General features: G+C 57.4%; 12 protein-coding genes. 6 read left to right on the plus strand and 6 right to left on the minus strand.

Annotated features, from left to right (window positions below):
* Positions 1–41: 41 nt before the first annotated feature.
* Both ABTW00_RS07885 and ABTW00_RS07890 read right to left on the minus strand, forming a co-directional pair.
* Positions 42–1,019, minus strand: coding sequence for a CobW family GTP-binding protein (locus ABTW00_RS07885; RefSeq protein ID WP_065357713.1), 978 nt, complete (start codon positions 1,017–1,019; stop codon positions 42–44).
* A gap of 122 nt (positions 1,020–1,141) precedes the next feature.
* Positions 1,142–2,608 carry a mannitol dehydrogenase family protein gene (locus ABTW00_RS07890; protein ID WP_433640030.1) on the minus strand — a complete coding sequence of 489 codons (1,467 nt, stop codon included), beginning with the start codon at positions 2,606–2,608 and terminating at the stop codon, positions 1,142–1,144.
* 204 nt (positions 2,609–2,812) lie between these two features.
* Between ABTW00_RS07890 and uxuA the strand changes: the two genes are divergently transcribed.
* Positions 2,813–4,003, plus strand: coding sequence for a mannonate dehydratase (uxuA, locus tag ABTW00_RS07895; protein WP_065357711.1), 1,191 nt, complete (start codon positions 2,813–2,815; stop codon positions 4,001–4,003).
* Positions 4,004–4,183: 180 nt separating this feature from the next.
* On the opposite strand, the gene yeiP is transcribed toward uxuA, so the two are convergent.
* Positions 4,184–4,756: an elongation factor P-like protein YeiP gene (yeiP, locus tag ABTW00_RS07900; RefSeq protein WP_064544078.1), complete on the minus strand. Its 573-nt coding sequence runs from the start codon at positions 4,754–4,756 to the stop codon at positions 4,184–4,186.
* Positions 4,757–4,911: 155 nt separating this feature from the next.
* Here yeiP and ABTW00_RS07905 point away from each other — a divergent pair, with 155 nt between their 5' ends.
* On the plus strand, positions 4,912–5,166 hold the full coding sequence (locus ABTW00_RS07905; protein ID WP_064544080.1) for a YkgJ family cysteine cluster protein: 255 nt from the start codon (positions 4,912–4,914) through the stop codon (positions 5,164–5,166).
* On the opposite strand, the gene setB is transcribed toward ABTW00_RS07905, so the two are convergent.
* Positions 5,163–6,344 carry a sugar efflux transporter SetB gene (gene setB / locus ABTW00_RS07910; RefSeq protein ID WP_065357710.1) on the minus strand — a complete coding sequence of 394 codons (1,182 nt, stop codon included), beginning with the start codon at positions 6,342–6,344 and terminating at the stop codon, positions 5,163–5,165. The genes ABTW00_RS07905 and setB overlap by 4 nt on opposite strands.
* A 362-nt stretch (positions 6,345–6,706) precedes the next feature.
* On the opposite strand from setB, the gene fruB reads away from it, so the two are divergent.
* The 3 genes from fruB to fruA are packed head-to-tail and all read left to right on the plus strand — an operon-like array spanning position 6,707 to position 10,482.
* Positions 6,707–7,837 (plus strand): fused PTS fructose transporter subunit IIA/HPr protein, encoded by a 1,131-nt coding sequence (gene fruB, locus ABTW00_RS07915; protein ID WP_433640033.1) that lies wholly within the window; start codon positions 6,707–6,709, stop codon positions 7,835–7,837.
* Positions 7,838–8,776, plus strand: a complete 939-nt coding sequence (gene fruK / locus ABTW00_RS07920; RefSeq protein WP_064544086.1) for a 1-phosphofructokinase — start codon at positions 7,838–7,840, stop codon at positions 8,774–8,776.
* A 17-nt stretch (positions 8,777–8,793) separates the two neighbouring features.
* Complete coding sequence (fruA, locus tag ABTW00_RS07925) at positions 8,794–10,482, plus strand: PTS fructose transporter subunit IIBC (protein WP_433640036.1); 1,689 nt, start codon at positions 8,794–8,796, stop codon at positions 10,480–10,482.
* Positions 10,483–10,602: 120 nt separating this feature from the next.
* Here fruA and nfo read toward each other — a convergent pair whose 3' ends face one another.
* Both nfo and ABTW00_RS07935 read right to left on the minus strand, forming a co-directional pair.
* Entirely contained in the window at positions 10,603–11,460 is an 858-nt protein-coding gene (nfo, locus tag ABTW00_RS07930; RefSeq protein ID WP_065357708.1) for a deoxyribonuclease IV, read from the minus strand.
* Positions 11,461–11,620: 160 nt separating this feature from the next.
* Positions 11,621–12,673 carry a YeiH family protein gene (locus ABTW00_RS07935; protein WP_065357707.1) on the minus strand — a complete coding sequence of 351 codons (1,053 nt, stop codon included), beginning with the start codon at positions 12,671–12,673 and terminating at the stop codon, positions 11,621–11,623.
* Between the two features lie 118 nt (positions 12,674–12,791).
* On the opposite strand from ABTW00_RS07935, the gene yieE reads away from it, so the two are divergent.
* Positions 12,792–13,658, plus strand: coding sequence for a DNA-binding transcriptional regulator YeiE (gene yieE / locus ABTW00_RS07940; RefSeq protein ID WP_433640038.1), 867 nt, complete (start codon positions 12,792–12,794; stop codon positions 13,656–13,658).
* The last annotated feature ends 42 nt before the right edge of the window (positions 13,659–13,700 follow it).

The following is a 13,700-nucleotide window of genomic DNA, read 5'->3' on the forward strand; positions in this document are numbered from 1 at the left end:
CATATTCACCGCAGTTAGTCTCGGCGCAAACCTTAGCGGTATCACCCTAAACGAAGTTTCAACAGCGCCGATTGTAGTGAATTCCAGTCACTTTCAGCGTCGTTAATCAGTTCAATGCGGCTATCGGGCGGGGCGACGTTTTGCGTTTCGATATGCAGGTCTGCCCCCTGACGGTTAATACGCACCAGGCCTTCAGGGATGCGCATCACGGCCTTTAGCCTGGCTACCGGGGCGAGTCGCGCCCACTCCAGCAGGCCGATGGTGTCAAAGGTGGTCTCGGCATCAAAAATCCAGCCGCAGGCGTAGTAACCTTGCCCCTGGTTCACGCTGCGACGCCAGCGCTGATGCTCAGGCAGGCTTAACGCGGCCAGACCCTTGTTCGAGGGATGCGAGTGAGCATGAGCGGCGCTGGCTTTCAGTTCAACCCGATTGCGGCGAGGAGTATCAAGCAGGGCGACGTCAATATTGCCCTGGGTTGCGTCAACGCGCAGACGCTCGCCGCCGTTCTCCTGCCACCATTCCGCCATTGCCCGTTGGCTTTCTGCCGTGGCGCGGTCGGCTTTATTGCTGACGATGATATCGGCAGACGCCAGCTGATCGCGGAAATTTTCGTTATGCCGGATCTTTTCGTCCAGCAACTGGCGTGGGTCCATCACGCAGAGCGTGGCTTGCAGGTCGATCCACGGCTCATAAACCGGCGCGGTGAGCAGATCGAGAATCTGCTTCGGATGGCCCAGACCGGTTGGCTCAATCAACAAGCGATCCGGTTTCCCCTGGCGCAGCAGCGTGTTTAAGCCGACCTGCATCGGCAGGCCGTTGACGCAGCACATGCAGCCACCGGGAATTTCCTTCAGCAGTGCGCCGCTGTCGGCCAGCAGCGCGCCATCAATGCCCACCTCGCCAAACTCGTTGACCAGCACGGCCCATTTTTCATCGGCGGGTTTATGGGCCAGCAGGTGCAGAATAGAGGTTGTTTTACCGCTGCCGAGAAAGCCGGTGATCAGATTGGTTTTAGTCACGAAAACTCCGGGATGAAAGAGAACAGTGTTACCTGGATCACTTTATCCTGGCGAAAACGAGATCAAAAGAGAAGTCCTGAAGCGGGCCAGAGATTAAATGGCCCGTTTGGTGGCCGGAAAGGTTAACGATTGAGCGCCGTCAGCACCGCCTGGCGCGCACCCTCCCGGACAAGACTGTGCCAGGCTTCTTCCACGGCCTGCACAAACTGCGGGTTGGCGGGCAGGTCGCTGCCGAAGATTTCTTGCAGCGTCAGCAGGGCCGCCACGCGGTTCTCATCATGGCTGGTTTCGACGATAGCACGAATTTTCTCGGCCAGCGGATCGCGAATATCAATGGCATTGCCCATATCGTCCACGCCGCTCACGTAGCGCATCCAGGCCGCCACGCCCAGCGCCAGCAGCGGCCAGCGGCTGCCCTGTTTTAGGTGAATACGAATACCGTCGAGCAGGCGCTGCGGGAGCTTCTGACTACCGTCCATGGCGATTTGCCAGGTGCGATGCTGGAGCGCCGGGTTGCTGAAACGCTCGATCAGGCTGTCGGCATAGGCGCCGAGGTCTACGCCGGAAATGCGCAGGGTCGGCGCTTGTTCTGCCATCATCAGGTGACGTGCGGCGCGGCGGTAGGAAGCGTCCTGCATACAGTCGCTGATGTGCGCATAGCCCGCCAGGTAACCGAGGTAGGCGAGGAAGGAATGGCTGCCGTTGAGCATCCGTAGCTTCATCTCTTCCCACGGCAGTACGTCGTCAACCAGCTGCGCACCCACGCTGCCCCAGTCCGGACGCCCAGCGACGAAGTTATCTTCAATGACCCACTGAATAAACGGTTCGCAGCTGATGGCGCAAGGGTCTTCCACGCCAAGCTCGCGGGTGATTTCCGCCAGCGACGCGTCGGTGGCAGCCGGAACGATACGATCAACCATGGTCCCGGGGAAGCTGACCTGTTCGGCAATCCAGCTTGCCAGCTGTGGATCGCGTTTAGCGGCCATGTCCAGCACCGCGTTTTTCACCACGTGGCCGTTGTCGGGAATGTTATCGCAGGAGAGAACGGTGAATGCCGGCAGGCCGCGCTCGCGGCGGCGGTGCAGCGCTTCGACAAGGATCCCCGGCGCGGAATGCGGCTCGTCAGGCGATTGCAGATCGTGGACGATCCTCGGCTGGGTCAGATCCAGATGCCCGGTGGCCGGATCGATGCAATAGCCTTTTTCGGTAATGGTCAGAGAGACAATCGCCACCTGGGGTTCGCAGAACTTTTCGATGATCGCCGCCAATGAATCGAGCTTTGCGTTCAGGCACTCTTTTACCGCGCCGATAATAATCGGCTGGTTACCTGCCGCACTTTTCTCCATGACGGTAAACAGATGATCCTGCTGACGCAGCTGGCTCATCAGCTGGTCGCCGCTGAACAGGCTGATTTCGCAGATTCCCCAGTCGCCGCCGTGCTGATTCAGCACCCGGTTGGTCAACAGCGCCTGGTGCGCGCGGTGAAAGGCGCCAAAACCGAAATGCACAATTCGCGAACGTAGCTGTTGTCTATCATATTGAGGTAACTGCACGTTGGCGGGGAGGGCGCACGAGGCGATTGTCTTCATTGTTTATACATCCGATTAACGATTAATTAACGTCGCCAGTGTAAAGTTATATGACAGAAAATTGAATTGGTGTGCCGTATTTATCGCGTTACTGTGAGCTGGATCAATCAATCCAGGCGGATTATTTGACGCTCCGGCAGAAACATGTATGGTAGTCGTCATTAACAGCGATTTTATTGGTATAACAACTTTAGAGGTGAGGCAATGGAACAAACCTGGCGTTGGTACGGCCCGAACGATCCGGTATCTCTTGATGATGTGCGTCAGGCTGGCGCTACCGGCGTAGTCACGGCATTGCACCATATCCCGAACGGTCAGGTATGGCCGGTTGAAGAAATCAAAGCGCGTCAGGCGCTGTTGGCGGAAAAAGGGCTGACCTGGTCTGTCGTCGAAAGTATTCCGGTGCATGAAGATATCAAAACCGGTTCTGGCCAGTACCAGACCTGGATTGCTAACTATCAGCAAAGCATCCGCAACCTGGCGGAATGCGGTATCGACACCGTATGCTACAACTTCATGCCGATCCTCGACTGGACGCGTACCGACCTTGAGTACACCCTGGAAGACGGCTCTAAAGCGCTGCGTTTTGACCAGATCGCGTTTGCGGCCTTCGAGCTGCATATCCTGAAACGCGAAGGCGCTGAAGCGGATTACTCCGCGGAAGAACAGCGTCAGGCGCTGGAATATTTCAACGCGATGAGCGAAGCGGAAGTCACTAAACTGACCCGTAACATCATTGCCGGCCTGCCGGGAGCGGAAGAGGGCTATACCCTTGACCAGTTCCGCGCGCGTCTGGCCGAGTACGATCACATCAGCAAAGATCAGCTGCGTGAAAACATGGCCGTGTTCCTGCGTGCGATTGTGCCGGTGGCGGAAGAAGTTGGCGTGCGCCTTGCCGTGCACCCGGACGATCCGCCGCGCCCGATCCTCGGTCTGCCGCGTATTGTCTCTACCATCGAAGATATGCAGTGGCTGAAAGACACCGTTAACAGCATTAATAACGGTTTCACCATGTGCACCGGTTCTTACGGCGTACGCGCCGATAATGACCTGGTGAAAATGATTGAAACCTTCGGCGACCGTATCCACTTCACGCACCTGCGCTCTACCTGCCGTGAAGACAACCCGAAAACCTTCCACGAAGCCGCGCATCTGCAGGGCGACGTGAACATGGTTGCCGTGGTTGACGCGATTCTGACCGAAGAACAGCGCCGTAAGAAAGCGGGCGACCTGCGTCCGATTCCGATGCGCCCTGACCACGGTCACCAGATGCTGGACGACCTGAAGAAGAAAACCAACCCGGGCTACTCCGCGATTGGTCGTCTGAAAGGTCTGGCGGAAGTGCGCGGCGTTGAGCTGGCGCTGAAAATGACCAAGTTCCGCGACCTGCTGTAAAGACGATTTTCCCGTCCTGACTCTCTTCTCCGGGGGGAGTCAACCGCCGCGGAGTCCTTGGGCCTCGAGTGTGCGCCGTGCGGTTTTTCTCTCTGCTCCTGGAGGGAGGGGGAATACGGCAAGTATAAAAAAGGACAGCCATTTGGCTGTCCTTTTCTTTTGCGCTGTGAAAACCGGTGCTTAGTCCGCGCGACCCATATAGCGTTTTTCTTCGATATGGATGCGAATTTTCTCACCGGCGGTCAGGTACTCAGGCACCTGCACAACCAGACCGGTGGTCAGGGTCGCGGGTTTAGTGCGAGAACTGGCGGATGCGCCTTTGATGCCCGGCGCGGTTTCAACGATTTCCAGATCGACCGTCTGCGGCAGTTCCAGCGCCAGCACCTGGCCGTCCCACAGCAGCACCTGCATGTCCGGCATACCGCCTTCCGGGATAAACTGCAGCTCTTCAGCAATCTGGTCGTGGGAGAAGATATACGGGGTATAGTCTTCTTTATCCATGAACACGTATTCGTTGCCGTCGATGTAGGAGAAATCAACGAAGCGGCGGTTCAGGGTCACGGTATCGACCATGTCGTCGCCTTTGAAGCGTTCTTCAACTTTCAGACCGGTGCTGACGTCAGAAAAACGCATTTTGTACAGCGTTGCTGCGCCACGGGCGCTCGGTGACTGAATATCAATGTTTTTTACAATCAGCAGCTTGCCGTTGTAATTCAGCACCATACCTTTTTTAATTTCGTTCGCTCTTGGCATTGCAATTATCCTGTGAAATAGGGGGCTAAAATATCGCGTAAAAGTACTCGTGCCGGGCGTTTCAGGCAAGCGGAATTAAAGGCTTTTGCTAACCCTCATGAAAAGGTGGTACTGTGCGCTACAACCACCTTGTCACCTTCAATAGAGAACCCGCGATGGAATGTCGTCCGGACTGCGGGGCTTGCTGCACTGCACCTTCTATATCCAGCCCGATTCCCGGTATGCCCAACGGCAAACCGGCTAACACGCCCTGCGTGCAGTTGGATGAGAATCAGCGCTGTAAAATCTTTACTTCTCCCCTGCGCCCGAAGGTGTGCGCAGGGCTCCAGCCCGCGCGCGACATGTGCGGCGCCAGCCGACAAGAGGCAATGACCTGGCTTCTGCATCTTGAAGCGCTGACGGCGCCCTAAACGTCTTTAATGCGCATCAGACAGCCGATAGTGCCGACGCACAGCACCAGCGCAATCCAGAATACGGTGTGGTAGTTCCAGATTTCTGCTACGACCCCTGCCAGTGAACCGGCGATAATCCAGCCTACGCGTGAGGTGTTAGCGTACAGCGTCGTGGCAGACCCGGCCTGGCCAGGCATCAGATCCTGGAAGTAGAGCATGCCAATCCCGCCGAGAATACCGATATAAATGGCGTTCAGCAGCTGCATCGCCAGCAGCAGCGCCGGGCTGTTGAAGGTCAGCATACCGATATAGAAGCATAGCCCCGCAACCGCCGCGACGCGCATCAGGAAGCGTTTACCCAGCCGTTTGGCAAAGTAGCCCGCAATCAGCATCGTCGGGATTTCCAGCCCGGCGGCGGTGCCCATCATCACCCCGGCCAGCTTTTCCGGCAGGTGCAGCTCGTTGATGATGTAAAGCGGCATGTTGATAATGTAGAGGCTGTTGGTTCCCCACATCAGGGTACAGATGACAAACAGCAGCAACGCATCTTTGCGGTTGGTGCGCGGCGCCTGAATCGCACCGCTAACGGCCACTTTCTCTTTGCGCATGGTCGGCAGAAACAGCCAGACCATCGCACCACACACCACAAACGCCACCGCCGCAGACAGATACATCACCGTGAAACCGAAACCCATCGCCAGCGCATAGGCCAGCGGCGGGCCGATCACCCACGCCAGCGACACCTGGGCGCGCATGATGGAACTGAACATCACCGCTTCACGACCGGTTTTATCCGCATGCTCACGGGCGAGGGCAAACATCTGCGGGTTGGCGGTAGAGCCGAAGCTGCTGAGGAACACGCCAACGAACAGCAAAATGAAGTAGTTGCGGTTCCAGGCGAACAGCGCGCAGGCCAGCACGCCCAGCAGGCAGCAGAAGACAATCAGGTTTTTGCGGTCGCCGCGTTTATCCGAATAGCCTGCCAGAAACTGGCTGACGAAAATGCCGATCACCGCGCTGCCGGTAAAGAAAAAACCGACCATCGCCGGGCGGACGTGGACCTCATTACTGAGAAACAGGCTCAGCGTCGGCGTTTGCAGCGCACCGGCAATACCGGTTAAAAACGCGACGATCAAAAATGAGGTCGAAGTGAAATCAAGCGATCGCCGTGGGGCGGCGGCGGTACTGTTTTGCATGGTGTTGTATCGGTCACTGTAGGAGAGGCGGCGAGTTTACGCCGCGAGCCAGATAATGAACAGTCACCTAAATCAAATTTGGCACGGAAAATTAAAAACGCATTTCAAAAAGCGAGCTTACATCATGCTGAAGTGATGGCGAGGAGCGTCATTGTGCTTCAGCAAATGTGGCAATAATGCTAACGAAATGTGCTGTGGATCTAATTTATGCGATCAATTTGCCAGCAAAACTTGCAGGCTGATTAAGAAAGGCACAGAATTATTGAAACGTTTCAGCGTCGTCTTCCGCGCTAATCCAGCCAGGTACGACGATTTTTTCTCACAAAAGCTGAATCGATTCAATTCGGCGAGCGAGGGGAACCATGTTCCAGTTAACTGTTCAGGATATCCATCCCGGCCAGCAGGCCGCAAATAAAGAAGAGGCTATTCGCCAGGTTGCCGCTGCGCTGGTGAGCGCGGGTAACGTCGCGGACGGCTACGTCGCCGGTATGCTGGCGCGTGAGCAACAAACCTCCACGTTTTTAGGCAACGGTATTGCGATTCCGCACGGCACCACCGATACCCGCGATCAGGTGCTGAAAACCGGCGTACAGGTTTATCAGTTTCCGCAGGGCGTCACCTGGGGTGAAGGGCAGACCGCCTATGTCGCTATTGGTATTGCCGCCAGCTCCGACGAGCACCTTGGCCTGCTGCGTCAGCTGACGCACGTGCTGAGCGATGACGCGGTGGCTGAACAGCTGAAGACCGCCACCACCGCGGAAGAACTTCGCGCCTTGTTGATGGGTGAAAAACAGAGCGAAGCGCTGAAGCTGGACAACGACATGCTGTCTCTGGACGTTGCCGCCAGCGATCTGGTGACCTTACAGGCGCTGAACGCCGCGCGCCTGAAAGAAGCCGGTGCTGCGGATGCGAACTTCGTGGCGAAAGCGATCAATGAGCAGCCGCTGAATCTGGGCCAGGGTATCTGGCTGAGCGACAGCGCGGAAGGCAACCTGCGCAGCGCTATCGCGGTCAGCCGTGCGGCCGCGCCGTTTGCTGTAGGCGAGGAGACGGCTTCCCTGCTGCTCACCGTGGCGATGGCCGATGCCCAGCCGACCGCCGTGCTGAATCGCCTGGTTAACCTGCTGCTGGACAACAAAGCTGAACGTCTGCTGAAAGCCGACGCAGCCACGCTGCTGGCATTGCTGACCAGCGATGATGCGGCGGCTGACGATGTGCTGAGCGAAGAGTTCGTGGTGCGTAACGAGCATGGTCTGCACGCCCGTCCGGGCACCATGCTGGTGAATACCATTAAACAGTTTAACAGTGACATCACCGTAACGAACCTCGACGGCAGCGGTAAACCGGCGAACGGTCGCAGCCTGATGAAGGTGGTTGCGTTGGGTGTCAAAAAAGGTCATCGCCTGCGCTTTACCGCCCAGGGTGAGGACGCTCGTCAGGCGCTGGACGCTATTGGCGAAGCCATTGCTTCAGGCCTTGGGGAGGGCGCATAAATGAGCAGAAGAGTAGCCACAATTACCTTAAACCCGGCCTATGATTTGGTAGGGTTCACGCCAGAAATCGAACGCGGCGAAGTCAACCTTGTGCGAACCACCGGGCTGCACGCGGCGGGTAAAGGCATCAACGTGGCAAAAGTGCTGAAAGATCTCGGCATCGATGTGACCGTTGGCGGCTTCCTGGGGAAAGACAACCAGGACGGTTTTCAGCAGCTGTTCAGCGAGCTGGGTATTGCCAACCGTTTCCAGGTGGTGCAGGGCCGCACGCGCATTAACGTTAAGCTGACCGAAAAAGACGGCGAAGTCACCGACTTTAACTTCTCCGGCTTCGAAGTCACGCCGGCGGACTGGGAGCGTTTTGTCAACGATTCCCTGAGCTGGCTGGGTCAGTTCGATATGGTGTGCGTCAGCGGCAGCTTGCCGGCCGGCGTCAGCCCGGAAGCGTTCACCGACTGGATGACCCGTCTGCGCAGCCAGTGCCCTTGCATTATTTTCGACAGCAGCCGCGAAGCGCTGGTTGCGGGTCTGAAGGCCGCGCCGTGGCTGGTTAAGCCAAACCGTCGCGAGCTGGAGATCTGGGCAGGCCGCAAGCTGCCTGAAATGAAAGACGTGATCGATGCCGCCCACGCGCTGCGTGAGCAGGGTATCGCCCACGTGGTGATCTCCCTCGGTGCGGAAGGCGCGCTGTGGGTGAACGCCTCCGGCGAGTGGATTGCAAAGCCGCCGTCAGTGGAAGTGGTTAGCACCGTAGGGGCTGGGGATTCAATGGTTGGCGGTCTGATTTATGGCCTGCTGATGCGCGAATCCAGCGAGCATACCCTGCGCCTTGCCACCGCCGTTGCGGCGTTAGCGGTAAGCCAGAGCAACGTTGGCATTACCGATCGTACCCAGTTGGCCGCGATGATGGCGCGTGTCGACCTGAAACCTTTTAACTAACAGCAGGGGAGAGGCGTATGAAAACGCTGCTGATTATCGATGCCAAACTCGGACAGGCTCGTGCTTATATGGCGAAGACCCTGCTGGGCGCGGCGGCGCAGAAAGCGCGCCTGGAGTTAATTGATAACCCAAACGATGCGGACCTGGCAATCGTGCTGGGCTCCACGCTGCCAGCCGATACCGCGCTGGTAGGCAAACAGGTTTACCTTGGTGATATTAACCGTGCGGTTTCCCACCCGGAACTGTTCCTGAGCGAAGCCAAATCGCACGCGCTGCCCTACGAAGCGCCGGCGCAGGCCGAGCCGACGGCTACCGGCGCGGTGAAGCGTATTGTCGCGGTGACCGCCTGCCCAACCGGCGTTGCGCACACCTTTATGGCGGCAGAAGCGATTGAAACTGAAGCGAAAAAGCGTGGCCTGTGGGTGAAAGTAGAAACCCGCGGTTCCGTGGGCGCTGGCAATGCGATTACGTCGGAAGAAGTTGAACAGGCTGACCTGGTTATCGTCGCGGCGGATATCGAAGTGGATCTGGCGAAATTTGCCGGTAAGCCGATGTATCGCACCACTACCGGTCTGGCGCTGAAGAAAACCGCGCAGGAGCTGGACAAAGCCATGGTTGAGGCCAAGCCCTACCAGCCTGCTGGCCAGAGCAAATCACCTGCCGATGCGGCCAAAAAAGAGAGTGGTGGCGGCGCATATCGTCACCTGCTGACCGGCGTGTCCTACATGCTGCCGATGGTGGTGGCGGGCGGTCTGTGTATTGCGCTCTCCTTCGCGTTTGGTATTAAAGCCTTTGAAGTCAAAGGCACGCTGGCCGCGGCGCTGATGCAGATCGGCGGTGGTTCAGCCTTTGCCCTGATGGTACCGGTGCTGGCAGGCTTCATTGCCTTCTCCATCGCTGACCGTCCGGGTCTGACGCCGGGTCTTATCGGCGGTATGCTGGCGGTGAGCGGCGGATCCGGCTTTATCGGCGGTATCATTGCCGGTTTCCTTGCGGGTTATGTAGCGAAGCTTATCAGTACTAAGCTGAAGCTGCCGCCGAGCATGGAAGCGCTGAAACCGATTCTGATCATTCCGCTGGTTTCGAGCCTGATTGTCGGCCTGGCCATGATCTACCTGATCGGTACGCCGGTTGCGGCGCTGCTGAACTGGCTGACCCACTGGCTGCAAACCATGGGCACCGCCAACGCGGTCCTGCTGGGCGCTATCCTGGGTGCGATGATGTGTACCGACATGGGCGGCCCGGTGAACAAAGCGGCATATGCGTTCGGCGTAGGCCTGCTGTCTACCCAGACCTATGCGCCGATGGCGGCGATTATGGCTGCCGGTATGGTTCCCCCGCTGGCGATGGGTATCGCCACGCTGGTTGCGCGTAACAAGTTCGACAAAGGTCAACGTGAAGGCGGCAAAGCGGCGCTGGTGCTGGGTCTGTGCTTTATCTCTGAAGGGGCGATTCCGTTCGCTGCCCGTGACCCGATGCGCGTTCTGCCTTGCTGTATCGTTGGCGGCGCGGTGACCGGCGCTATCTCAATGGCGGTAGGCGCGAAGCTGATGGCACCGCACGGTGGTCTGTTTGTTCTGCTGATTCCTGGCGCTATCACGCCGGTGCTGGGCTACCTGATTGCGATTGTTGCGGGTACGCTGGTGGCGGGCCTCTCTTACGCGGTGCTGAAGCGCCCGGAAGGCGAAGTTGCGGTAAAAGCGTAAGCGTTCAGTCAATGTGAAAAAGGGCCGATGATTCGGCCCTTTTTTTACGCCTGATGGCGGCTACGCCTTATCATGCCTACCCGAATCTGTAGGCCCGGTAAGCGCAGCGCCACCGGGCAATCAAGCCGCCGCGGATTCAGCCTGCTGCGCCTTCAGCCACGCAATCTCTTCCGCCCATATATCCGGATTAATGGTTTCCAGCACCAGCGGGATACCGTCAAAACGATCATCCTGCATAATAAAGCGGAACGCGTCGTGGCCGATGTTACCTTCGCCCAGGCTGTGGTGGCGGTCAACGCGGCTGCCGAACTCGCTTTTGGCGTCGTTCAGGTGCATGCCGCGCAGGTACTGGAAGCCGACGATACGTTCAAACTCGGCGAAGGTGTCCGCGCAAGCCTCCGTGGTGCGCAGATCGTAGCCCGCGGCAAAGGCGTGGCAGGTATCGATGCACACGCCAACGCGCGACTTGTCTTCTACGCCGTCAATGATCGCCGCCAGATGCTCAAACTTAAAACCGAGGTTACTGCCCTGGCCGGCGGTGTTCTCGATCACCGCCGTCACGCCTTCGGTTTGCGCCAGCGCGATGTTGATAGACTCGGCAATTCGCGCCAGACATTTGTCTTCATCGATCTGCAACAGGTGGCTGCCCGGATGGAAGTTCAGCAGCGTCAGCCCCAGTTGCTGACAGCGCGTCAGCTCATCAATAAAGGCTTCACGGGATTTCTCCAGCGCCTCTTCAACCGGGTGGCCGAGGTTAATCAGGTAGCTGTCGTGCGGCAGAATTTGCGCTGGCGTGTAGTGATACTTCTCGCAGGCGGCTTTGAAGTCGTCGATAACCTCAGTGGTTAACGGCGCGGCGCGCCACTGGCGCTGATTTTTGGTGAACAGGGCGAAGGCTGTCGCTTCGATTTCCGCGGCGCGAATGGCGGCGTTAGCCAGGCCGCCAGCGGCGCTGACGTGCGCTCCGATATATTTCATCATTGATTCCCTAAATAGTTCGAACTGCAGGAGGGCGACGCCCAGGCATGAAGCGGGTAACTCGCACCTCACGCGGCTGCAACTTGAAATATGACGGGAAAAACCCGCCATACTCAAAAGGGGAGAGTATAGCGGGTTCAGGGGGGTTAGTCGTTGTCGATTATGCCATCAGGTAATGAATCGCGAAGTTAATCGCACCGCCACCCACAATCAGCCAGATGAACAGTACCAGCGCCATCATCAGCGGTTTTGCACCGGCTTTTTTCAGTGCGCTAACGTGAGTGGTCACACCCAGCGCCGCCATGGCCATTGCCAGCAGGATGGTGTCCAGCGTAATCAGCATCTGCACAATGCTGTTGGGCAGCAGGTGGAACGAGTTAAAGATAGTGACCACGATGAACATGATGGCAAACCATGGGATCGTGATTTTACTTTTCTGCGACGCGCCTGCCGGAGCCAGCTGTTTTACACGCGCTGCCATAAACAGCAGGAACGGAGCCAGCATCATCACACGCAGCATTTTGGCAATCACCGCCGCGTTTTCTGTTTCTGGCGTCACCGCGTGACCGGCTGCCACCACCTGTGCAACTTCGTGCATGGTAGAACCGATGTAAATACCATAGGTTTCAGGCGTAAACCAGTGCGCCAGCAGCGGGTACATTGCCGGGTAGATAAAGATAGCCAGCGTCCCGAAAATGACTACCGTCGCGACCGCTACGGTCACTTTGCTCGCCTCGGCTTTAACAACAGGCTCGGTTGCCAGTACCGCCGCAGCACCGCAGATGCTGCTACCGGCACCAATCAGCCAGCTGGTGTGTTTGTCCAGACCGAACACTTTCTGTCCGAGCCAGCAGGCCATCATAAAGGTACTGCACAGCGTCAGCGCGTCGATAATAATTCCGCTTACGCCCACGTCCGCAATCTGGGCGAAGGTCAGACGGAAGCCGTAAAGAATGATGCCCAGACGCAGTAAATGCTGTTTGGCGAACAGTACGCCGCCGTCGCACGACTGCCAGAGTTTCGGGTAAATCGTGTTACCAATCACCATCCCAAACAGGATGGCCAGCGTCAGTGCGCTCATACCGACGCCTGCTACGGCCGGAATATTACCGATCCAGACTGCTGCGCCGGTAATGACGGCGCTAAGTGCGAGCCCAGGGATAAAATGTTTGATACCGCGATGATGATGCGTTTCTAAGGTGACCTGTGTCATAACCTTCTCCTTTGTCTGGCTAAAAGGTTACGCCCGGCTGGTTAAAAGGTAAAATTGATTATATATTTATAATTAATCGTAATAACTGGTAAGGGCGGCTCTTGCGGGCTGAAAACATATGCATATCACGCTGCGGCAATTAGAAGTTTTTGCGGAAGTGCTGAAAAGCGGTTCGACGACACAGGCTTCGCAGATGTTGGCGCTGTCGCAGTCGGCGGTCAGCGCGGCGCTCACCGACCTTGAGGGTCAGCTCGGCGTTCAGCTGTTCGACCGCGTCGGCAAGCGGCTGGTGGTCAATGAACACGGACGGCTGCTGTATCCGCGCGCGCTGGCGTTGCTGGAGCAGGCGGGCGAAATTGAACAGCTGTTTCGTGAAGATAACGGCGCCATCCGCGTTTATGCGAGCAGTACCATCGGCAACTACATTTTGCCGGGGGTTATCGCCCGTTACCGCAAAGATTTCCCTTCATTACCGCTGGAGCTGAGCGTAGGCAACAGCCAGGACGTGATTAACGCGGTGGCCGATTTCCGCGTCGATATCGGCCTGATTGAGGGGCCGTGCCATTCGGCGGATATTATCGCCGAGCCGTGGCTGGAGGATGAGCTGGTGGTGTTCTCCGCGCCAGACAGCGCCTGGCTACAGGGCGAGGTCACGCTGGATAAGCTGGCGAGGGTGCCGTGGATCCTGCGTGAGAAAGGCTCTGGTACGCGTGAAATCGTTGATTATTTACTGCTTTCACATCTGCCGCAGTTCCAGATGGGGATGGAGCTGGGTAACTCAGAGGCCATTAAGCACGCGGTGCGCCACGACCTGGGCCTCAGCTGTCTGTCGCGGCGGGTGATTGCCGAGCAGCTCGAGGCCGGTACGCTGAAGGAGGTGACTATCCCACTGCCGAAGCTGAGCCGCACGCTGTGGCGCATTCATCATCGACAAAAGCATCTTTCTAATGCCTTGAAGCGCTTTTTGCAGTACTGCGATATCTAAAACGGCCAGTGGATGCTTTACTTATAATAAGAGACCAATCAT

It is taken from the genome of Kluyvera georgiana, from assembly GCF_050990895.1.
In the GTDB taxonomy this organism is placed as follows: Bacteria; Pseudomonadota; Gammaproteobacteria; order Enterobacterales; family Enterobacteriaceae; genus Kluyvera; species Kluyvera georgiana.